The sequence below is a fragment of the Mesobacillus thioparans genome (assembly GCF_965138835.1).
In the GTDB taxonomy this organism is placed as follows: Bacteria; Bacillota; Bacilli; order Bacillales; family Cytobacillaceae; genus Mesobacillus; species Mesobacillus thioparans.
In genome coordinates, this window is record NZ_CBCSFH010000023.1 from 1 (window position 1) to 19,268 (window position 19,268).

Annotated in this window: 28 protein-coding genes; 11 read left to right on the plus strand and 17 right to left on the minus strand. The window is 38.3% G+C overall.

All coding sequences use genetic code 11. The features are described from left to right. Positions 1-97 precede the first annotated feature (97 nt). Both ACNAZ4_RS22770 and ACNAZ4_RS22775 read right to left on the minus strand, forming a co-directional pair. Complete coding sequence (locus ACNAZ4_RS22770; protein ID WP_415818402.1) at positions 98-307, minus strand: hypothetical protein; 210 nt, start codon at positions 305-307, stop codon at positions 98-100. A 171-nt stretch (positions 308-478) separates the two neighbouring features. Beyond that, positions 479-1,594 (minus strand): AimR family lysis-lysogeny pheromone receptor, encoded by a 1,116-nt coding sequence (locus ACNAZ4_RS22775; protein ID WP_415818404.1) that lies wholly within the window; start codon positions 1,592-1,594, stop codon positions 479-481. A gap of 152 nt (positions 1,595-1,746) precedes the next feature. Between ACNAZ4_RS22775 and ACNAZ4_RS22780 the strand changes: the two genes are divergently transcribed. From ACNAZ4_RS22780 to ACNAZ4_RS22810, 7 genes are all read left to right on the plus strand, one after another. Next, entirely contained in the window at positions 1,747-1,986 is a 240-nt protein-coding gene (locus ACNAZ4_RS22780) for a helix-turn-helix domain-containing protein (RefSeq protein ID WP_415818406.1), read from the plus strand. 242 nt (positions 1,987-2,228) lie between these two features. Beyond that, positions 2,229-3,449, plus strand: coding sequence for a hypothetical protein (locus ACNAZ4_RS22785; protein ID WP_415818408.1), 1,221 nt, complete (start codon positions 2,229-2,231; stop codon positions 3,447-3,449). Positions 3,450-4,155: 706 nt separating this feature from the next. Next, positions 4,156-5,094, plus strand: a complete 939-nt coding sequence (locus ACNAZ4_RS22790) for a tyrosine-type recombinase/integrase (RefSeq protein WP_415818410.1) — start codon at positions 4,156-4,158, stop codon at positions 5,092-5,094. Between the two features lie 129 nt (positions 5,095-5,223). Continuing rightward, a complete protein-coding gene (locus ACNAZ4_RS22795; RefSeq protein WP_415818412.1) occupies positions 5,224-6,033 on the plus strand; it encodes a ParA family protein in 810 nt (269 codons plus the stop codon). After that, on the plus strand, positions 6,033-6,314 hold the full coding sequence (locus ACNAZ4_RS22800) for a ribbon-helix-helix protein, CopG family (protein ID WP_415818414.1): 282 nt from the start codon (positions 6,033-6,035) through the stop codon (positions 6,312-6,314). Before ACNAZ4_RS22795 ends, ACNAZ4_RS22800 begins: the two co-directional genes overlap by 1 nt. A gap of 87 nt (positions 6,315-6,401) precedes the next feature. Next, positions 6,402-6,767, plus strand: a complete 366-nt coding sequence (locus ACNAZ4_RS22805) for a hypothetical protein (protein WP_415818416.1) — start codon at positions 6,402-6,404, stop codon at positions 6,765-6,767. A 45-nt stretch (positions 6,768-6,812) separates the two neighbouring features. Continuing rightward, on the plus strand, positions 6,813-6,986 hold the full coding sequence (locus tag ACNAZ4_RS22810; RefSeq protein ID WP_415818418.1) for a hypothetical protein: 174 nt from the start codon (positions 6,813-6,815) through the stop codon (positions 6,984-6,986). A gap of 203 nt (positions 6,987-7,189) precedes the next feature. On the opposite strand, the gene ACNAZ4_RS22815 is transcribed toward ACNAZ4_RS22810, so the two are convergent. Continuing rightward, the gene (locus ACNAZ4_RS22815; RefSeq protein WP_415818529.1) at positions 7,190-7,411 is read right to left on the minus strand and encodes a helix-turn-helix transcriptional regulator; all 222 of its coding nucleotides are present in this window, start codon (positions 7,409-7,411) and stop codon (positions 7,190-7,192) included. A gap of 378 nt (positions 7,412-7,789) precedes the next feature. Between ACNAZ4_RS22815 and ACNAZ4_RS22820 the strand changes: the two genes are divergently transcribed. From ACNAZ4_RS22820 to ACNAZ4_RS22830, 3 genes are read left to right on the plus strand one after another with little or no spacing between them, the layout of a single operon-like run. Beyond that, entirely contained in the window at positions 7,790-7,981 is a 192-nt protein-coding gene (locus ACNAZ4_RS22820) for a hypothetical protein (protein ID WP_415818420.1), read from the plus strand. Next, a complete protein-coding gene (locus ACNAZ4_RS22825) occupies positions 7,978-9,126 on the plus strand; it encodes an FtsK/SpoIIIE domain-containing protein (protein ID WP_415818422.1) in 1,149 nt (382 codons plus the stop codon). The genes ACNAZ4_RS22820 and ACNAZ4_RS22825 overlap by 4 nt, the downstream gene beginning before the upstream one ends. Further along, positions 9,123-9,791, plus strand: coding sequence for a replication-relaxation family protein (locus tag ACNAZ4_RS22830; RefSeq protein ID WP_415818424.1), 669 nt, complete (start codon positions 9,123-9,125; stop codon positions 9,789-9,791). Before ACNAZ4_RS22825 ends, ACNAZ4_RS22830 begins: the two co-directional genes overlap by 4 nt. Positions 9,792-9,800: 9 nt before the next feature. Here ACNAZ4_RS22830 and ACNAZ4_RS22835 read toward each other — a convergent pair whose 3' ends face one another. After that, the gene (locus ACNAZ4_RS22835; RefSeq protein ID WP_415818426.1) at positions 9,801-10,061 is read right to left on the minus strand and encodes a LexA family protein; all 261 of its coding nucleotides are present in this window, start codon (positions 10,059-10,061) and stop codon (positions 9,801-9,803) included. A gap of 383 nt (positions 10,062-10,444) precedes the next feature. On the opposite strand from ACNAZ4_RS22835, the gene ACNAZ4_RS22840 reads away from it, so the two are divergent. Next, positions 10,445-10,609, plus strand: a complete 165-nt coding sequence (locus ACNAZ4_RS22840; protein ID WP_415818428.1) for a hypothetical protein — start codon at positions 10,445-10,447, stop codon at positions 10,607-10,609. A gap of 21 nt (positions 10,610-10,630) precedes the next feature. Here ACNAZ4_RS22840 and ACNAZ4_RS22845 read toward each other — a convergent pair whose 3' ends face one another. The 13 genes from ACNAZ4_RS22845 to ACNAZ4_RS22905 all read right to left on the minus strand — a co-directional run bounded on the left by ACNAZ4_RS22845 (position 10,631) and on the right by ACNAZ4_RS22905 (position 19,185). Beyond that, complete coding sequence (locus tag ACNAZ4_RS22845; protein ID WP_415818430.1) at positions 10,631-11,095, minus strand: hypothetical protein; 465 nt, start codon at positions 11,093-11,095, stop codon at positions 10,631-10,633. A 106-nt stretch (positions 11,096-11,201) separates the two neighbouring features. Continuing rightward, complete coding sequence (locus ACNAZ4_RS22850; protein WP_415818432.1) at positions 11,202-12,194, minus strand: LysM peptidoglycan-binding domain-containing protein; 993 nt, start codon at positions 12,192-12,194, stop codon at positions 11,202-11,204. Further along, positions 12,187-12,639, minus strand: coding sequence for a phage holin family protein (locus ACNAZ4_RS22855; RefSeq protein ID WP_415818434.1), 453 nt, complete (start codon positions 12,637-12,639; stop codon positions 12,187-12,189). Before ACNAZ4_RS22855 ends, ACNAZ4_RS22850 begins: the two co-directional genes overlap by 8 nt. Positions 12,640-12,812: 173 nt before the next feature. Then, entirely contained in the window at positions 12,813-13,076 is a 264-nt protein-coding gene (locus tag ACNAZ4_RS22860) for a hypothetical protein (RefSeq protein ID WP_415818436.1), read from the minus strand. A 22-nt stretch (positions 13,077-13,098) separates the two neighbouring features. Next, positions 13,099-13,425: a hypothetical protein gene (locus ACNAZ4_RS22865; RefSeq protein WP_415818438.1), complete on the minus strand. Its 327-nt coding sequence runs from the start codon at positions 13,423-13,425 to the stop codon at positions 13,099-13,101. A 16-nt stretch (positions 13,426-13,441) separates the two neighbouring features. Further along, a complete protein-coding gene (locus ACNAZ4_RS22870; RefSeq protein WP_415818440.1) occupies positions 13,442-15,085 on the minus strand; it encodes a phage tail-collar fiber domain-containing protein in 1,644 nt (547 codons plus the stop codon). After that, positions 15,082-15,654, minus strand: coding sequence for a phage tail protein I (locus ACNAZ4_RS22875; RefSeq protein WP_415818442.1), 573 nt, complete (start codon positions 15,652-15,654; stop codon positions 15,082-15,084). The genes ACNAZ4_RS22870 and ACNAZ4_RS22875 overlap by 4 nt, the downstream gene beginning before the upstream one ends. After that, positions 15,654-16,751 (minus strand): baseplate assembly protein, encoded by a 1,098-nt coding sequence (locus ACNAZ4_RS22880; RefSeq protein WP_415818444.1) that lies wholly within the window; start codon positions 16,749-16,751, stop codon positions 15,654-15,656. Before ACNAZ4_RS22880 ends, ACNAZ4_RS22875 begins: the two co-directional genes overlap by 1 nt. A gap of 1 nt (position 16,752) precedes the next feature. Then, positions 16,753-17,067, minus strand: a complete 315-nt coding sequence (locus ACNAZ4_RS22885) for a GPW/gp25 family protein (protein ID WP_415818446.1) — start codon at positions 17,065-17,067, stop codon at positions 16,753-16,755. Between the two features lie 5 nt (positions 17,068-17,072). Beyond that, on the minus strand, positions 17,073-17,747 hold the full coding sequence (locus ACNAZ4_RS22890; RefSeq protein ID WP_415818448.1) for a phage tail protein: 675 nt from the start codon (positions 17,745-17,747) through the stop codon (positions 17,073-17,075). 18 nt (positions 17,748-17,765) lie between these two features. Further along, positions 17,766-17,993, minus strand: coding sequence for a hypothetical protein (locus ACNAZ4_RS22895; protein WP_415818450.1), 228 nt, complete (start codon positions 17,991-17,993; stop codon positions 17,766-17,768). Beyond that, positions 17,993-19,009, minus strand: coding sequence for a phage late control D family protein (locus tag ACNAZ4_RS22900; protein ID WP_415818452.1), 1,017 nt, complete (start codon positions 19,007-19,009; stop codon positions 17,993-17,995). Before ACNAZ4_RS22900 ends, ACNAZ4_RS22895 begins: the two co-directional genes overlap by 1 nt. Beyond that, positions 18,982-19,185, minus strand: coding sequence for a tail protein X (locus tag ACNAZ4_RS22905; RefSeq protein ID WP_415818454.1), 204 nt, complete (start codon positions 19,183-19,185; stop codon positions 18,982-18,984). Before ACNAZ4_RS22905 ends, ACNAZ4_RS22900 begins: the two co-directional genes overlap by 28 nt. Positions 19,186-19,268: the final 83 nt, after the last annotated feature.

Genomic DNA, 19,268 nt, shown 5'->3' on the forward strand with positions numbered 1-19,268 from the left:
TTAGTGTTTTTCTTTTTTTCTCAAACACTAAATTCTCCTATAAATGAATAAAGACATCATCCCTCTTACTTTGGAATGATGTCTTTTATTTATAAACTTAATGACCGACTCCGCCTGGATCAGCCAAGATACTAACTGTCCCATAAGCTACTTCGGTTTCCGGCGTGATAGCATGACCGACTCCGCCTGGATCCATCGCGATTTTTTCTTCTGTAACTGTTTCTTCAACGGCAGCTAGCCCAAGGGAACCAAATGTTAATAATGCAACAATTGCGACCATCAAGCTAAATTTTGATAAAACTTTCATGGTATTACCTCCAGTTATTCGTTTAGCGTACATATTTATTATAACATCGGTTTAAATGTACGCAATATGACAACTGGTAAATCAAAGAATAATTTTACAATCTCAAACAAATTATACCATGTTATGACAAAATGCATATTGGGAAATTTTGAACAAACTGTATCTTTTTAGTCAAACATCGGTTGTTTCTCTTGCGAGGTACGAATAAAATAAATCTCCATTAATAATAAATTGATTTAAAGCATTATCCATGTCCTCTTTCTTTCCAGTGCATAGTGCTTTGTAATATAACTGGTGTGAACTTAGACGATGGTTTTCATTCTCGATTTTACTTAGTATCTCTAATGCTCTTTTTTTGTCCTTATCCGTCCCCTTCCTTGCTAAAAAGTGAGCTTCTTCCGATGGATCAGTTAAGAACAGGAAATCAGTTTTACCGTGATATATTTTTATGAAGTCATGCGTAGCTTCCAACATCCCTTGTCGATTGGAGTATCCAGTGAGTTCTAATGCCGAAAACTGAGCCAGTGCTTTACTTATGTACTCAACGCTTCTCTCATAATTTCGAAATACATACATTTCACTAAGCAAACTGTACATTGAATTTGCAGATAGAGGATTATCATTTTCATTTCGAATGACTTCCATGGCGAATTTTTCAGATTCTTCAAGGTTGTTTCTTTTCATTTCTACAATTGCTTTAACTTCTAATACGCGAGTTTGATAAGATTTTTGGAGATACTGGTTCGTGATCATTTCTGCTTGTTTCAAAGCCTCTTCAGCTATAAATGGAATCATGCTGAAACTCTTCAAGTCCCAGAATGCATATAGAGTTGCTATCCTGATTAACGCTTTCCATTCTGGATAATCCAACGATTTGTCCCTTAATGCATCCAATCGGATGTAGAAATCCTGTGCCTTTATTTCTCTTTTGTTTCTTAAAAGGAGAAGCGAGTAAATCCTAAGCAATGGATCTTCCTCTCCCTTTAATTCTAAAACTTTTTCTAGCAGCATCCGTTTCCCGTTATTCGAAAACCATTCTACTGCCTCTCTTATGTATTCTTTCTTTGATATCTTTTCAACATACGAGATTAAATGAGGTTCGATTTTCGTTTCTTCCTCATAAATATACCGGCATAACTCAGTGAATTTCGAGAATGGGATTTTATTGGTGAGGTTGAAGTAGTGGGTGACTTGTCCGCTTGAAATCCCTAAAAATTTCGCAATTTCTTTGTTAGTAATCTTCCGCTTTCTAGCATCTTCTTTTATTGATTCCATCACCTTTTTCATCGGACTCACCCCCCAATTATTTTATACTTAGGAGTTTAACTGCTAGAGTGATAAAAATCAACTATAAGTTATCAGAATAATTCCTTCTACTTTTTAATAGATAAATATGGTATATTTAAAGAAAATCGTGTCGATAAAGGTCGGGTACTTAAATGGGGAAAATCGTTTTTACTTTAAACAAAACTTTATCTAAATTGGATATCACCCCAAACCAGCTGGCAGTAGAGGCTAAAGTGAGGCCTACTACGATCTACAACATGGTTAAGAATGACTCTTCCAGGATTAATACAGAAACTTTAGTACATATAATCGATACATTGAACCGATTCGCAAAAGAGCAAGGTAAAAGAGCCGATTTTGATACAACTGATGTGTTCATATATAGAAAATAAAAAAGGCTGCCGGATGATCCAGCAGCCCTTAAAAATATATTTGTTGCAATTTGCGTACACTCTACTTATACTTTTAAATAGATAAAGAGACCGAAAACAATAAAAAACGAGATAAAAAAAAGCCTGCCTCAAACCCGATAAACAAACGTTCCGCCAAGAACAGGGATTTTAAGGCAGTCCATATCTCATAATTCGATTTTACAGTATGTTGTATAAAATTACAACTACTTTGAGGTCAAATCATGGGTTTGAGCAGGCTTTCTTCTAAGGGAGGAAGCTTTTTTATGTTTAACACAGGCAAGAAACCACAAAAATATCAAATCAACGGATTCAAATTCTTCCAATCTGCTTTAGAATCACTGAAGCAAGAAGTCTACCAATGTGAACTTAATCGTCATCCACTAAACGCATCTGCAGTTGCCGTTTACATCGGACTAGTTTCCGAGGTTAAGAGTGCAGCTGGGTTGCTTGACGTTGGGTTCCGTCTCTCCGATCTAGCAAGCAAACTTCATTTACCTGTATCAACCAACAGCAACGGATATCATCAACTTCTCGATAGAGGTTTAATCCGTGAGCGCGTAATCGGTTCCCAAACTCAAATTGAAATTACTGGCTATGCCGAAAATAATCGTACTCGAGAAGAATCTGGAGGACGTAGCTCCGGTCTCAATTACTTTTTCGTTTCAGAAGCTTTGTTTGAAACAACTGTAATTGCCCAGCTGGTGAGCGCAACGTCTGCAAAAGGCCTTATTCTTCTTTTAGAGTTGTTCAACTCTTTCCATCGTGATTTTCCGAAGGGCAAAGAGTCTCTTCGTGATGTTAAAGACGAATTAAAAATGTCTACATTAAAAACCAAGTTAGGGTTGCCGAGTGCGACCAGGGTTCGAAAAGTGGTAGATATCCTTTCTCCCCTTTTCAGTTTCACACCTGTTGGTTTAAAGGAGCGTAAGCCGAGAGAGCTAATAACAAGGGTAAGAAAGGCAGTCACTCAGCTGTGGATCCATAAATACGAAATACATATTAACCCTTGCTGTGTTATTGAGAAGAAAACAACAACTGAGCCGGAAGCACTGAAAGCTTTAAAAGATGCTGAATATCGACTAAGGGACCTAAATGTTCCGTTATTCCAATCAGACCGTGTTGGGATCATCAAGGCATACCGTTCTATTGTTGGTGAAATCGCCCAATTTGTTAGGAATCCAAAAGAGAAGGTTAAATTGTTCAGAGAATCAATGCAGTTCGCATTAGAACAATTAGAAACATTCGTAAGCACTCAACCAGGAGAACTTAAGTCTGTTGGCGCATTCTTAAATGACCGTTTCCAGAAATACGTTATTCAATTCTTGGACAACCAGTCAGGTTCAGGCTTAGTTCTGGATATGGCCACAACGTACTCCTCCACTGGAGCGGAAGAACCGTGGATCTGGAAGAAGTACCAAGACTATAAAGAAAAGCTAGCATAATTTTAAAAATGAATATTTCCCTACCCATGCTGAAAAAAACCTAAACAGCACGGGCTTTTTTGCTGCTTTTTTTCTGTTTCGCCATTTGGAGCCTGCCTTAATTTAAGGATAAGGCTCTTTTTTATGTTCATTTTTAAAAATTGTACGATCAGGAATGAAATCTTCCCTTCGATAGTTGTTTACTTTAATCTCTCATTTACGATAGATGTTTACTAATCCTTCCCTTATTTCGCCTGATGTTTACTATGTCCACATTTTTCCGACTGTTGAATTGTGGATATCTGGATAATTCGTTAATTGTTTACGTTGAATCTTCCAGAGCGCTTGAGGCTGTAGGGTTCAATTAAGGAAACTTTATTCCCTCTATTCTTTTTGGTTTTTCCTATCTTTTATTGTTATTTCTACTTATATTGTTTTTTTCTACTTATATTGTTTTATAAATTCATTAAATTCCCCATTTAGAACTTAATTTAAAAATCACATTTAAAATCTGTTTCAAAACCTCTTCAGAACCTTTTCGGAAGGCAAAATGCATACAATGCTATATCAATTCTTAAATAATTTTACGCATTCAATTTCAAAAACACTGGAATACCAAAAAACCAGATCCGATTTATGTCAAAATGCAACAATTCCTTGCTGACGTGAGTTTAGTTTGATTTAATTATATTGTTGGATGCGTAAAATTAATTTTAGGAGGGGTAATATGACGGAAACTAAGGAGCTTCCTGCTTATATGGTCGACTTCATTCAAACACTGTCCGCCTCTGGTAGATCATCAGCAACCGTAAAACAATATTCATCTGATTTGAAACCGTTCGCTGCCTGGTTAGAAAATCGCAAAAAGATTGCATCTCTTGAAGATTTTAAATCGCTGTCTTCAGCTGATGTTATTTCCTATCTTCATGGCCAAAAGGCTAAAGGCTACACAGCTGCAACCATTCGAAGGCACGGAACTGTTATTAATCGCCTTAGACGCTTTTATGGTTTAGATCCGCTGGGTATCATTCATCTTGTAAGTGAAGTTGAACCACTTAGAAAGTTAACTGAGAAAGATTTCATTAATGACCTGCAGCTTCGAAAGCTTCTTAAATCCATCAAAGCTGAAGATATCGATGCGGTAAGTAAAGCTGTCTCCAGAAATGTTTTGATTGATAGGAACCTGGCCATTGTTTTTTTAATGCGTTATTTCGGTCTCAGCCCCTCTGAAATTCATCATTTGAATATGACCGACCTAAACCTAAGCCAGGGCACTTTAATTCTAAGAGGTCGCCCTGTACGGCTTAAAAACGCATATTTGATTCCTCTGAGATCATATATCCATTCAATACCTAAATTGTTCAGACCGAAATACAATAGCCAACAGCCCGTCTTTGTCGCTTTTAACAACGTATCCATGTCCTTTCAGTACGACTATTCTTTAGGTGAACCTAAACGACTTTCCGTCAGAGCAATCCAAAGTATGCTGTTGAAAGAAATGGAGAAAGCAGGGCTGCATGGATTATCTGCGCTTCACTTGCGAAACACTTGCATCCTGGAGTCATTGAATGGCGATCAGAGTTCCGAAGAGCTCGCAACCCACTTTGGATTGAATGATGTTTTCTCCTTAAGAAGATATATAGAATTTAAAAATAGCAGGGAATGAGTATATTCCCTGTTTTATTATTTCTATTAAATTTAATAAAATTAATAAATTTATTAAATTTAATAGAAGGAATTCCGATATTAAGATAGAATTATATACAACAAACAATTATTAATGGAGGGATTTCGAATGTCTGGAAAGGTTATTACTGTACTGTCTACAAAAGGTGGAGTCGGCAAATCAACTCTCACCAGGTTCCTTAGCATCGTAGCAAATGAACAAAATAAAAAGGTATGTATCATAGATACCTGTCAGAATTCATCCATAGCGACTGGATTTCTGAAAGATAGAGACTCTTTCAACAAGACAGCCTATGACTGGTTAACAGGGGATGCGAAACCTTCGGAAGTCATTCAGAGGTACAAAGACACAAATATTTACTACATACCATCAGATGAGCGCATAGATGATTTCGAAGATTGGGTTTCGAAAAAGGTTCCGAAACTAAGGCAATTAGAAGTAATCAAAGTGAAGGTGAAGCCGCTGCTTGCAATGTTTGATTATGTGATTATCGACACTCATCCGAATGAAAACAGCGACATTGTAAATTACTCAATTGCTGCTTCCGATTTCTGCTTAATACCTTCCGAAGTGGATCTGGATTCAAAACTCGCTGCAATTCGCTGTGTTGAAATTATCGATGACTATAAATCAGCTGGATACAGTGTTGATTATGGCATTGCATTCAACAAGGTTGAATTCACAAAAGGGAAAGCTTCAGCGCAAATGAGGACCATGAAAGATGAGATGATCCAGAAGGGTGTAGGAGCTGATAAATTCCTTGGAGACATAAGATATTCCACCACCGTCTCTACATCCAAAAATGAAGGCTTGCTGTTGAGTGAATTAGAAAACAAGTACACTAAGAACATCATGGAGGATTTTAGGATCGTGGCCAACAATGCATTTAAAAGAATGGAAAGCGAGGTAACTGCTTAATGGATATGGATATCAACTTAGATGAATTAGATGCTTTAGAGGAACAAATAGATGTTCCTGCAACAAAAAAACAAGGTAGACGAAATCCACTGGAGAAGTTTACGAATGAGGAAGATGTTGCTCCAAAGAAGAAATACAAAAGGATTCCTGATTCGTTTTCCTTCCAGGAGAATATTATTGATGCATTTAAGAAACATTGTGCTGATGAAGGAAAGAACAAATCAAAAATTGTTGAGAATCTTGTTATTGAATACTTAGAGAAAAACAATGTAGATTTTTAATAAAAATAATAATTTTATTAATCTTATTAAATTTATTAAATATAATAAATATATTAAGAGAAATAGTGGAGAAACGGAGGGATTAAAATGACTTACGAAACAAGGGTAATGAGTAAAGAGGAAGCGATCAAAGAGGTAAAAAGAGTTTTCAAAGGTAACAAGAAATACATTTCGTTTTGTGAGGTTATGATTGCATCATCGCCCGATTTCCTCGGTATCAACAAACATGAAATTATACTTAATAATTGGAATTGGGAGAAGTTTTTAAGTCTGTCAATTCAAACAAAATCTGGATTCAAAATGATTTATTACAGAAAAGGAAATAAAAAGTATGCTCCTGCTAACGTTTTTAAAGGTGACGGTAACAAAACTTCAGAAATACACGATTATTCAATAACAACTTATCTCACAGGTATTAGTGAGCAAGCTGAAACATACACATGGAAGGCTTAAAATGTGTTTTTGACCCATGTAGTTCATTAAGGAAGGGTGAAAAAAGTGAAGAAACGTCTAATAAAAAAGAAAGTAAAACGAATGAACGATAATGAAATTTGCGAACACGTCGCATACGGAAGTCGGCATTGGAAACATTTTGCTGAAAAGGAGTTTGACAAGCGGTTAGCCAATGAACGGTTATCAACAAAAGGGTGGGAAGAAGTTTTTAGTGCATAGTCAAAAGGAGTGTATAAAGTGAAACCATCAAAAGAGGAACAAGAAATGTGGGAATGGCTAGAAAAAGACACTTGCTCTAAGTGTGGAATTACTGAAATACCTAAAGACTACCCATACCATCATTGTGAGCAATGCAGAAAATAGTTATGTCGCAGTACGATGATGTAATGTAAAAAGGTGGTCATTAATAAATGGCCACCCTTTTACATGGTCCAGAAATCGTCATAATCCACATTGTATCCGTATTTCTTTAAAGCTTTTATGATCCTTGCTGCATTCCTCATTGATGGTTGTGCATCAGATGCCGCTACCCTGCTGATCGTGTTCCGGTTCACTCCGCTTGCTTTACTTAACTCCTCCTGGATGATGCTGTTGCTATCCAGAAACTTCCCAAACTTAGACCTTTTCTTCCCCAGGCCAAACATTTTCTTCAACTCCTTACCTCTAGCTTATTTGCTATCAGCATGGACCAATTTTCTGACTCTTAATCACAGATTTATGATTTTTTATAAAAAGTGTGAAACTTGGACAAACAGTGTCACATAGTATTAACCATGGCCAGTAACAAAGCAGCTGCAAGAAAGCTACAAAGGTTTTTACTAAGTATCTACCGCATTAACTTTACTTTGATAGTACAAGAAAGATAACAGGAATAAAGCAAAACCAAAGATTTGTTAAGAATGAGGCGAAGCCGGGAGAGAGGGAGGGGAGCGCGAGGGGAACCGTCTTGTTTTCAGATTATTAGACAATTTTGTTTTCTGGAAAATCTCAGCGTTCAAACGGACGCTAAAGGAGCGAACATCATGTTATTTACACCAGGTTTATTGATGGCCGGAGGAGCTACCTTATTACTCATTGCGATAGATAAAACGCTGGATGAATTCGGGATCCACTGGCTAGGTACTGCCATTAAATTAGCGTTGCCGATTGTGGGCATGGCAGCAGGAGTTTACTTCCTGGAACATAATGAGTTAGTGTGGTGGATTCTAAAATGAATCTATGGCGCGAATTAATGTCCCGAAAACAAATGATTAAGGCATTCAAGTATTCCGGTTTGTATTTGACGGTTGGAGATGATGAGCGCAAGATATTCCCTAAAATTCATTCCGTACAAAATAGAAAATACTCCACTGAATACATTTTCACTCTCCCCAATGGTTTAGATCCGCACATCTTAAAGAAAAATTTCTTTGCCTTTCACCAGGTGTTCGGGAAGAACATTGAATTAAAAGGTGATTATAAGAAGTTTGAATTCCATGTATATAAAGTCTCTCTGCCTGCTGAACTGAATTATGATTATGCAGCCTATTCCGAACACTTCGGAGGTCTAGATTTGCCCATTGTGGCAGGTGTGGACCTGGCTGGAAAGTTAATTGCTTATTGCATGGTAACGAATCCGCATTTACTGATTGCTGGAGAAACCGGATCAGGAAAATCAACGCAGCTCAGAAGTGTTCTGAGTACCTTGATTCAAACGCTATCTCCTGACCGCCTTCAATTGTATTTATGCGACTTAAAGCGATCAGAATTTTATCTTTTTAGAAATGTGGAGCACGTTCAAGGACTGTTCGTCTCAGCCCGCGAAATGTTGCCTATGCTTCAGCAACTCAAAAAGGAGATGCAACATAGAGGGGATTTACTGGACCGGGCTGAAGTTTCCCATATTGACGAACTGCCGGAAAAACTGCCTTATATTGTGCTCTGCATTGATGAAGTTGCTTTGCTGCAGGATGAAAAAGATATTATGACGCTAGTCGAGGAAATAAGTGCAATCGGGAGAGCTTTGGGCGTGTTCCTGATCCTCTCCATGCAAAGACCAGATAGAAAAGTGCTAGATGGGAAGTTGAAGAATAACCTTACTGTTCGCATGGGATTCCGTTGTGCTGATTTAATAAATTCACGAATCATAGGCACACCAGGCAGCGAAAAACTCAAGGAAGCTGGCAGAATGTTACTGAAACTCCCTGCGTTTATCGATTTAAAAGAAGTACAGTCTCCATATTTAAGTACCGATAAAGCTAAAAAGATTTTAGAAGGGTATAAGTGCGCTCCGCCTTCTGACCGCAAGAAACAGCCTTTAAATGCATATGAGAGCGAATTAGAAAGCGAGAATGATATATTCGGGGTGTTAAAAAGATGAAACAACGAGATAAAGCCATCATAGAGGATTTGCATCGGTTCCGATGCCTTGCGAGGAATGATATTATCGACTTGCATTTTAAAGGCTTAAAGCAGCCTGTTACATGCGCTAATACGGTTTTGAAAAGGCTCCGAAGGGATGGGTATATCGAGGTAAATACAGATCGGCTTCCTTTTGTTTATTTCCCTTCTCCTACTCCAATAAAGAAGGATTCAGCAAAGATACCGCACTTTTTAAAGATTGCTGATTTTTATAAGAGCCTTTTGAAATTCGAGGAGCCGGAAATGTTCTTGGTTGAGCCTAAATACGGAAAAAAGGGAGAATATATGGAGCCGGATGCTTTCATGATCTGGAAGCAAGGTCCGTTCTTTGTAGAAATTCAGCAAAGCGTATACTCTCATAAGCTGATGGCTGAAAAGGTAGCAAGATATGAATCTTATTATTTAAGAGATTCCTGGAAGCAAGAGCCCTGGCAACCAGAGGACCAAAAAATTTTTCCACCCGTCATCATGATAACGGATACCAGGTATCAAATTAACAGCTCATTGGTGAAATTTTTTCAGGTTCCAAATATCAATTATCTCCTCCCTCCTTCGAAACCAGTAAATCATGTGAATAATAAGATTGAAATCAATATTAACTCGGTGAAGCTGGTGGAAGCGTAAAGCTCTGCATTATTCCGCAGAGCTTTCTTTTTTTATGATCTTCAAAGTCCTGATTTTTTTAGGCTCCCAATCAATTAGCCCCTTTTTTTGAAGCCTTTTCAAATATTCAAATGTTGTGCTGGTGGAATTCATTCCTGCTGCTCTTGTTATTTCTCTGACAGATGGTGGATGATTCCCTTTTTTTAAGAGTTTAGCTATAACCCCCAAAATCTCTTTTTCCTTTTCCTCCATACGCTCTTTTAATGGTTTTCGTTCTCCATAATAGTACAATCTAAGCCCCTACCTTTCTGCTTCTGCGAATCTTGGAAACGGATAATATGTTGTCCAGTTTAAATGTCCTTTTTCCTTTCCTCAAAAAACAGAAGGCTTTTATATAATGCTCCTGGATTTCCAATACTTTTACGATTCGCTGAGTTAAATTACCATTATCATCGAGATAAATCATATCAATATTTTTTTGTTCTTCTAAGGACAAAAGTAGCGTTCTGTGCACCTTAAAAAGCCTCCTTTTCGTTTGTTTTTCTTTTATTATAACCAAACATACGTTTGTTTTAAACCCTAAAATCGAACATACGTTTGTAAAAAAGCTATAAATCGAACGAATTTTGATTTAATATATAGGAAAATGGATGCGTGTTAAGGAGTGGTTTAAAATGAATCAATTGAAAGTGCTGCTTGTTAAATACTTGCAAGTAACAAATATTTCTATCGATCCTTTAGATGAAAGTATAGATTTAATGGACATTTTTTCAGAAGCGGTAAAAAGAGGATACTTGAGCCAGGATGCTTTGGAAAGAATTCAACTTGAGCTTAAATAAAAAACCTCTCGACATGAGAGGTTATAATAAGTTTGCTATTTCACGGTATTTGTCTTCATTGCAAACAATATGTAATTCGTGAGGCTTTGACTGCTCTTTATCTAGTTCATATAAAAATATCAATGCTTTTGAAGTGTCTTTTTTCTTACCGCCTAGTGCAGCGCCCGCTATGGTTCCTAAAGGTCCGGCAACGAGTGTACCCGCAATTGCCCCAACAGCTGCTTTCCCGCCATTTCGGGTGGATGACTCTGCCCAGTCTATGCCATCAAATACAAATGGTTTTTGGCCATATAAAGATTTAACAATGATTTCACCTGGGTTGTCCCCCTCAATCAATGTGGCTTTCTTTATTTTATTTGGTATTTTTTTATCAAGTACAATATGCCCCCCAAATAAAATCTCAACGTCCACTTTTTTTCGTGAAGCCTGTTTAATGTCACTTTTCATTTGATCTGACAGTTTAGCCATGAAATTTTTAAAACCCATGATTACTCACTCATCTCCTTCCTTTAGTTAAATTATAATGGTTTTACCATTATTTTGTATAAGGAAATAAAAAAAGCCCTCCTCTAAGTGAGAAGGGCTTCAATGTTTACTTCACTCGAATGGTGGATCCAGTGATGATTGTGTACTTTGAGTCGAGTTTATTCCATGCCTTTATATCTTGGATGCTGGATCCGTGTTTAAGGGCTAATTCAGATACTGTATCGCCTTTTTGAACTTTATGAAATTTCTTCGTTGAGGAAGCTTTTTTAGTCGAGACGTTTGCTGTGCCTTGGTATTTGATTTTTTGTCCAGTAAAAATTAGGTCTTTATTGTGAATATTATTTAGCTTAACCAAGGCTTCCACTGTTGTCTTATATTTTACGGCGATTTTTGATAACGTGTCTCCTGGTTTCACAACATGGACTTTTACCGAGGCGATAGATTGGGCGCCTTTTACTTTTTTAGGCGTAACATCTTTTACAATTTGCTTCCCCTCCCCAGTGAACCATTCTAAGGTCTTATCTCCGTTTATTTGGTTCAAGTCTACATTCCCACTGTACCAACTAACCCTTCCTTTATCCGTGTATTGCCATAGGCAACATGGGTAATCAGGCTTTTGATTAGGAGTTCCATCGTTTGCTCCATAACGCGGGATCCATAGGAAGTCTGCTTTTACATTTTCCATACCATATGGTTTATAGAAATGATGCCCAGTATATAAACCTACTTTTTCCACTCCAGCATCCTTCAGGACATCAATAAAGGCTTGAGCAGCCAGAGCCATCTCTTTAACAGTAGCCGTTGTTCTTTCCTCTACATCAACAACAAGAAACTTTGCTTCTGGATCCATCCTTTTGAGGAAATCTTTTGCTTCCTTTTTAGCATCCTCAACATTCTTGAAAAGCGCATAGGCATAATGTCCAAAAGGAATTCCATGTTTTTTGCAATTGGCAACATGACTTCGGTATTCACGATCAATTAAATAGGAACCATACTGCACACGAATGACCATAAAGGCAACTTCTTTAGCAGCTTGAGCCCAATTAATCCTACTTGTCGGCTGATGGTGAGAGATGTCAACAATCAATGTTTTACTCATGAGATACCCTTCCTCCTTCTTCAATTGACGCTGCCTGTTCATTTAATGGGATTACTGTTTCATAAGGTGCTACTACTATTTTCTCCGATGGCACCGGAAGCCTGCTCTCAGATCTTCTGATTTTCGCCTCGATTTCAGAAGCGATCCAATCAAGTGCCCAGGTAGGAATCCATTTGTCCCAGCCTGCTCTTTTAAAATTTGCACTCATGGAAATGAGCGTATGGAATAGCAATCCGCCAGTCAGAAGGAAGAAGAAAAATGATGTTCCCATTGCTTTATCCAACATCGTTCCCCATGCAGGAAGAAGCAACATAACGCCAGTTCTTAATACTCCCTGGATTCCATATTGGGAAGCGTAAGTTCCATCCTTCTTTGAAGCTGAAATAGCTCCGGCCCAATCGAATACGATAGCCAAAAACAAAATTCCAATAAACAATGGATTCATATTCCCTCCGTAAATGTGAGTCATCATGGTGCCTAAAATTCCACTGACAATCGATGCCAATCCAGTTCTTAAATTTAATAAATTTGTTAAATTTATTAATTCCCAATAAGGTTTCATCATCATCTTCCTTCCCAAATTAAAAAGAGCCCTTATCGGACTCTTAAAATGTATTTTTATATTTTTTCAGAACTAACGGGGCTACTTTCTGTCCTAAGTAACACCGTATCCTCATACTCATTCTGGGTAATCCAATTATTTATCCTCGCCTTTTCAATTTCCATTAAGGTAAATTGTTTGGCAGCATAGTCCTTTACGGGTTGATGGTATTCTTCTGGAATGCCATTAAACCCCTCGCGTGCTGTAAACCTTTCATTACCATAAAGATAAATGTTCCTTGCAAAGGTTCCTGTTCTGAAACTGTAAATTACAACCATCATAATTCTCCTTTCTTCGTTACTATTACTGCAGTTGGGTTGCAAAGAAGTAGTCCATAAAACCCTGCAAATCGGCGTTCGTCTGGTTAAGCTGTACTTCCAGCCTTCTTGTTTTAGCTTTTTCTTCTTCCAGTTGTTCTTCCAATGTGGGCTTTGGTGGTTGCGGTATAGGGTTCTTTTCTTCTTCTTCTGCTGTTTCTACCCAGCCCCCGTTAATAAATTTAGGCTTCCAATTCGGTACGGGTACAGGCTTCGTCGTGTAAAATGGTGGCAGTTTTTCGTTTTCCCCTACTATAATTTCTTCCCCTGGTATCCAGGCGCCCGTTACTGTGTCGTATTTATGCGCGATCATTTTCTTCCCTCCATATCTAATCTACATAGAAGCTTATACCCATTAATGATATACCGTTCGAAGTATTCGCTAGCGCGTAAACTACAATAGATCCGCCTTCAGTTACGTAGATTGTGGCACCGTCGTTAGTTGTCGCGGTATTTAATGCGGTTTTAAAAAGTCGTGTTGTCGGCGGGCGGAAGCCTGCTGGAAGTACGCCTATAGCGGTACCAGCTGCTATGCCTGGACTAATCTCACCTTCTAAAGTTACTAATTTCCCTACCCTCGTATACCTAGCAGGTCTATTTGAAGCAGAAGTAGCCCCGTTCTGTAGTGTTAGGTTCGTGAATGTAGGCGTGCCATCGGTTACGATTTCTGACCATGCGGACCAATAATTGCTGGCGCCTAACGCGCTGTCACCGTTTCGAAAAAACATTCGTTTATTTCCGCTTTTTTCTATGAAATATTGTACAGATCTATCCGTATTTATCGCGTGGGTGATAACAGTTCCTTGGCTGCTACCAGGAAAGCCGTCGCCCGATATTACACTAAAAACGGTAGTGCCTACAGGAAAACTCGCGGGTGGTGTTGTTATCTTATATGTGGCTCTATCTAGTACGTCGTCACCGATATTACTAGTCTCTTTCCAGCCGTTCCATATACCGTTTATTTGCGTCCTTGTAAACGTTTTTTTATTGCTATCAGCAGATACTGCTATCTGTAACGTGTAAAGACTGCTATATCTAAACACGTTTAAAAAATAACTGCCGTTTATAGGAGCGTTAGGGTTTCCGCTAAAACCGTAATAAAACCCCGTATTTAAGGTTGTATTTAAATCTTCGCCGTTACTAAGCCTTATTACGTCTACTAACCCAAAGCTTTTAATCCTATCTTCTGTGGCTAGCTGTTTCCAGGTAGTCCATGCGCCGTTTACAAAAACCCTTTCCCATCTTGCGATGTTCGCGAAGTCATAAGCAATCTGCTTCTTATTTGATTCCCCGCTTTTAAAATGAAGAACGTATACCCAGGCATGATCGCCAGATACGCGTGAAGGCCCATTAAGCGTAGCTTCGTTATTTCGATCTGCTCTATAGAATCCTGTCTGGTTCAACAAGTTTAAGTCTGTTCCTGTAACATCTTTCGCTACGTCCCCCATCCCGAAGCTTTTAGCCCAGTCAATTGCTGCATTTTTAGCAATTTCTGCTTTTTCTGCAGCACCTTCTTGGGTTTCATAAACTACACTTGTATCTATAATGGCAGTTACATTAGTAGCATTTCCTACAAGGGTGAATATGTCTATTACCTTCTCGATTACATCAGGACCTCCACCCGCTGGAATGTACTCACCCAAATCTCCAGCATTGGCATAACAATACAAAATCTCACCTAGATCAGGATCCTGAGCAAAAACCCCTAATTCTCTGAAATAAAAACCTGACGCGATATCTTGATTCAACAGGACGGACCCAACAACAGCTTTACCGTCAGGATATGATTTTAGTTTTTGTATTTGAAGAGATTTTTTCAAGTTAATAAGATTGTTGAGGCTCGGAATTGCGCTTCCATTCAAACGACCATCACCGACGCCAATTTTCGTAAATCGCAACACCGTCCCTGATTGGGCTTTTGATTGTAGATTTTTTCCGTTATTGGTCAATATCAAAGAACCAAATTGACTCATATCGTATCACCCGCTTTGGTTTGCATTTTTTCTCCCATATGAACGAATCCCCCGTAGTATAGATTCATTTTTTCGGTCTGAGTAATTTCAACTTTTTCAAGTCGTGACCTTTTATTCTTCACTGAATCTAAAGCACGAATGAATTCAGCTGCCTTTTCTTGTGTTACTGATGGATTATTGGTTATTACTTTAAAAGTGTAAGGTGATCCGTTGTATTCGAACCATTCAACCACCTTTCCTTCTTCGAACACAGTAGTGATCAAATCTTCAATTGCCCCTGGAGTCCCTTTAGATTCATGGAACCAAGTAGACTTATTTACTAATTCTCGCTTGGTTTCTTCTGGCAATGAGGAATCGTAGAAATCCACATGTTCTTCCCATGCTATTAAATCTAAAAATGTACCCTTTGCAATTTTTTCGGGATCGAAAAGATGCACTTGTTTTCCAATTCTCTGAAATTCTTCGGTAATTGCTTGCGCTAAATGTACTGTTTGTTTGTCACTTGTTAACGAACTCGGAAGTAGTTGTACCAAGTCAATCGGAACTTCAATTATTTTGGGTTTTGACATTAAATCACCCCTCCGAAGGTGACATTGACGGCTCCTTCTTTCGCTACTTGATAAGGTTCAATGGATATATAAGCGACAGGTGAAAACACATCCACTCTTGATGCTCCAGCAGCTTTAATCCGTGAAATTAATTCACCGGCATCTATGCCTCTTCCTAACTTTGATTTTTGCCAATTGATGTAGTCGTTTATTGCCTCTGAAACCTTTGCATGTATGCTATTTAAAAGCACTTCATTTATTCGTTCCACGTGATAAACAACATCTAAATCATAGGAAACTGTCTCAGGAGGTAAAACGATAACATTATCAGTAAGAGGACGAACCGTTCGACTGCTACACGCTAACCGAACTTGATCAATAATACTTTCTGTGGGAAGTTCGCCTCCTTCCAAAAGAGGTCTTATTTCAATAACTCCGTCGCTTGGTGAATCCACTCTAACATCTGAAATTAGCTGATTTGCCGACTTAGCGAAATATTCATAAGCTCCTGACGGTCCTGCAGTGGAATATCGTTCATTTGATTGTCTAATTCTCTCTGCATAAGATTCATCATCTTCCCAATCGGCCCCGCCATAGGATTTCACAATGTTTTCTGCTTTCGTAACAAACGGTATTAAATCACGGTTTACCAAGTCCTTGATTTGTCCTGGAAGAAATCCGTTTCCGATCACCCCAGGTTCTGAACATTGAGCTGCTACTTCGATTATTGAGTTTCCCGGAGATATTTGGATATCTTCCAATGTTTCGAAATAGACTCCGTTCACGGATAATTCCGTTCCCTTCGGAATTAAAGAATTCTGAATTGGATTAACTTCAAATCGTATGGTTGTAACAGCATGCTTAGGAGCAAGTCTCGTAACATTCTTTTTAGCACCGATGTGATCGAGAAAATCATCACTTGCATAAGCAAGTAGCCTTTGTTTTGCTGTGTAATCGATGTTATTCAGCAATAAAACCATTTGATATACTATTGCTTGTATGAACTTCCTTCTTGGATCAGCTTCGCTTAATGTTGTACCGGAAAGTTCCTCAAACCTTGTAACAATGTTTGTTTCTATTTCTTCTGCATCCACATTTATGAATTCAATTTCCGGCAAATTAAACCTCGTCACTTATAACCACCACCTTTACCCTTGGTATTAAAATTCCTTCAATCGGATTTTCTTCAAATTCCACTTGCTCTACGGTCACTCTCGGTTCTCTGGACTCGATAGCAAAAATATATTCCGATGCCAACAAGGATTGTGCTAATGGAATAGGGGCATCTATGACATCCTGAGATAGTCCAAACTCACGATCCATCACGCATGAATTTTTGATTGTTGACATAATAAAACGGACGTTCTGCAGAATTGCATCAACGCCCGTTGCCCCATAGTCAATCGACTGTATTATAGATACTTCATATATCATTATTGTCACCCTTTGGTAAAAGTCGAATACTTGGAATTCGCGGATATCCAACGCCCTCCGCCTAAATCGTACCAAGTAATGTCCGTCTTTTTCGTCCCGAATACCTTTAACACCTGATTTTTCCGGGCAACTGTAAGGGGCTTACCCTTTAGGGATGGTGATGCCCTTACATAAATGCTATACACCCATGATTTAATCTTTATTGTTCCTGTTACTTTCTTTTTGGTTGCATTGGATATTTTCTTTTTGCTTTTTGGTTTGTTTTTTTTCTTTTTAACAAAAGTTTTAGGGTATTCAAACAAGGTTATCTCAACATCAACTGTTAGGGTTTGTCCATTAGGTCCAAACACCGATGTTGATTCATTGATGGAATCAATATACCAATAGTTCTTAGAAATAGGTTTGGTACCTAAGATGAAACTTGCTACTTTTCCGTTGTCTCTAAAGCTGCGTAACTTTGCTAATTCTTTTTCGGGATTTACGCCGTGATAAACACTTAGTCTTATTGAGAAGGAAATTTGCTCCTGGCCCTGTCCGATAAATTCTGGGATTGGTTTATGTTTTGTCACTTCGTGCGTTTCCCACCTAGAGGCAGAGCTCCTAGAATAATCCTTCAATGGGATTGCTTTTTTGGAGGATACTTCGAATGCAACACCAGCAAAACTCCCTATATTGGCCATTGGTTGTTACTCACCGCCTTATTCCTCACCTTGGAAAGTACCTAAGATGAACCCGCTTGTTCCGTTCGGTAAAAACAAACACACCACATAGTCACCTATATTTGGAATCCACTCATCTGAACCATTTACTAGAATCGAGAGTTCGCCTGTTAACAAGTCGTTATCTTCTCTCATTACTCGAGCAGTTAAGCGATCTGGATATACCGTTGAAACTCGGCCTAATATTATCAAATCTTTTCTGTTCATTAATATCCCTCCAAGCATTTTCTTAGATCAAGAGTTGTGGAGGATCCTGAACCTGAATCGATTGTGACAGATGTTATTATATATTTACCGTTAAAGAATCCAAATTCGTCTAAAATTAGCGTTTGACCAGCATAATAAGGAGAAATTCCAGCAATCGTGATTGATCCTGAAATTGCTTTTTTATTCTCCGCTCTCAGTCGATTCTTCGCCAACTTCATTGCCTCAGCTTCGTTTTTAACCTCTTCATTCACGATTAATACCCTATCGGTTTTTGGACCTTTTGAAGGAGTGAAGGTGTAATGTATTGTTTTTTTCTTTTTTGGAATCGTATATTGAACTTTACATGAACGGAATGTGCCAGTTAAATTATTCTCAAACTGGTAATCCTTTAAATTCCTACTGCTTCGTTTTATCGTTGCAACTTCTGTTGCCATCTCAAACTTTCGTTCATCCATAATCGCAATACTATTGTTGGTTACTTTAAGAGCCAATCCAGCATCCGTACACAACCGTTTTAAAAAAGATAATTCTGTTTCGTATTCTTGTTCAACCCGGTCATAGGTCGGATTATCACTTGAGTCAAAATAAATTTGAACCTTATTTCTTTGAGCAATATCTGTAGCTACCTTTTTGAGGGTTGTTTTTTCCCATGACCGAAACTTAGCTTCTCCCCTTAAAGAAGAGGACTCAGGGACAGAAATCCCTCCAATGGTCAAAGATGCAGGTGGTCCGCCAACTTCAATTTTATCTATTTCAAAGTATCCTAACTTTCTTCTAATAGACTTTTCAGTATCCCACCCAGAACTGATTAAAGCCGCATTTAATGAGGCTCCAATCTTAGGCATCCATGGACCTATCCACCTGTTTTCTCTATCACTGAGAGTTATAGAAATGCTGTCTGCTTCTCCAATGAAATTGTCAGTGTGGCTGATTTTACTTATGAATGGAGCGATATCATTAGAAATCTTTTGGTTATTATAGAGGACATCTAAAATTGTTCTTCTTCCGGATTCCATGTTCCAGCCGCCTCTCCTTCATCAGCCCCATTTTCATCATTCATATCATCACTCAACCAACCTGGAATCTCATCAGTTTCTTCTACATCAATGTCAGGTATTATAAGCTTGATACCTGCTGGTAAAATGGCGTGGTGTCGGTACTGTTGGTTTTTATCCAATAAAATAGGGAGCAAATACTCGCTCCCTAACATTTCGAATGCAATTTTGTCGTACGTGTCTCCAGATACAGTAATATAAGTTTTGATAAGGATCACTC

Bases quoted from the DNA above. Each gene is read 5' to 3' on its own strand.
- ACNAZ4_RS22770 (WP_415818402.1), bottom strand. From the start codon at position 307: ATGAAAGTTTTATCAAAATTTAGCTTGATGGTCGCAATTGTTGCATTA.
- ACNAZ4_RS22775 (WP_415818404.1), bottom strand. From the start codon at position 1,594: ATGAAAAAGGTGATGGAATCAATAAAAGAAGATGCTAGAAAGCGGAAG.
- ACNAZ4_RS22780 (WP_415818406.1), top strand. From the start codon at position 1,747: ATGGGGAAAATCGTTTTTACTTTAAACAAAACTTTATCTAAATTGGAT.
- ACNAZ4_RS22785 (WP_415818408.1), top strand. From the start codon at position 2,229: ATGGGTTTGAGCAGGCTTTCTTCTAAGGGAGGAAGCTTTTTTATGTTT.
- ACNAZ4_RS22790 (WP_415818410.1), top strand. From the start codon at position 4,156: ATGACGGAAACTAAGGAGCTTCCTGCTTATATGGTCGACTTCATTCAA.
- ACNAZ4_RS22795 (WP_415818412.1), top strand. From the start codon at position 5,224: ATGTCTGGAAAGGTTATTACTGTACTGTCTACAAAAGGTGGAGTCGGC.
- ACNAZ4_RS22800 (WP_415818414.1), top strand. From the start codon at position 6,033: ATGGATATGGATATCAACTTAGATGAATTAGATGCTTTAGAGGAACAA.
- ACNAZ4_RS22805 (WP_415818416.1), top strand. From the start codon at position 6,402: ATGACTTACGAAACAAGGGTAATGAGTAAAGAGGAAGCGATCAAAGAG.
- ACNAZ4_RS22815 (WP_415818529.1), bottom strand. From the start codon at position 7,411: ATGTTTGGCCTGGGGAAGAAAAGGTCTAAGTTTGGGAAGTTTCTGGAT.
- ACNAZ4_RS22820 (WP_415818420.1), top strand. From the start codon at position 7,790: ATGTTATTTACACCAGGTTTATTGATGGCCGGAGGAGCTACCTTATTA.
- ACNAZ4_RS22825 (WP_415818422.1), top strand. From the start codon at position 7,978: ATGAATCTATGGCGCGAATTAATGTCCCGAAAACAAATGATTAAGGCA.
- ACNAZ4_RS22830 (WP_415818424.1), top strand. From the start codon at position 9,123: ATGAAACAACGAGATAAAGCCATCATAGAGGATTTGCATCGGTTCCGA.
- ACNAZ4_RS22840 (WP_415818428.1), top strand. From the start codon at position 10,445: ATGAATCAATTGAAAGTGCTGCTTGTTAAATACTTGCAAGTAACAAAT.
- ACNAZ4_RS22845 (WP_415818430.1), bottom strand. From the start codon at position 11,095: ATGGGTTTTAAAAATTTCATGGCTAAACTGTCAGATCAAATGAAAAGT.
- ACNAZ4_RS22850 (WP_415818432.1), bottom strand. From the start codon at position 12,194: ATGAGTAAAACATTGATTGTTGACATCTCTCACCATCAGCCGACAAGT.
- ACNAZ4_RS22855 (WP_415818434.1), bottom strand. From the start codon at position 12,639: ATGAATCCATTGTTTATTGGAATTTTGTTTTTGGCTATCGTATTCGAT.
- ACNAZ4_RS22860 (WP_415818436.1), bottom strand. From the start codon at position 13,076: ATGATGGTTGTAATTTACAGTTTCAGAACAGGAACCTTTGCAAGGAAC.
- ACNAZ4_RS22865 (WP_415818438.1), bottom strand. From the start codon at position 13,425: ATGATCGCGCATAAATACGACACAGTAACGGGCGCCTGGATACCAGGG.
- ACNAZ4_RS22870 (WP_415818440.1), bottom strand. From the start codon at position 15,085: ATGAGTCAATTTGGTTCTTTGATATTGACCAATAACGGAAAAAATCTA.
- ACNAZ4_RS22875 (WP_415818442.1), bottom strand. From the start codon at position 15,654: ATGTCAAAACCCAAAATAATTGAAGTTCCGATTGACTTGGTACAACTA.
- ACNAZ4_RS22885 (WP_415818446.1), bottom strand. From the start codon at position 17,067: ATGATATATGAAGTATCTATAATACAGTCGATTGACTATGGGGCAACG.
- ACNAZ4_RS22890 (WP_415818448.1), bottom strand. From the start codon at position 17,747: ATGGCCAATATAGGGAGTTTTGCTGGTGTTGCATTCGAAGTATCCTCC.
- ACNAZ4_RS22895 (WP_415818450.1), bottom strand. From the start codon at position 17,993: ATGAACAGAAAAGATTTGATAATATTAGGCCGAGTTTCAACGGTATAT.
- ACNAZ4_RS22900 (WP_415818452.1), bottom strand. From the start codon at position 19,009: ATGGAATCCGGAAGAAGAACAATTTTAGATGTCCTCTATAATAACCAA.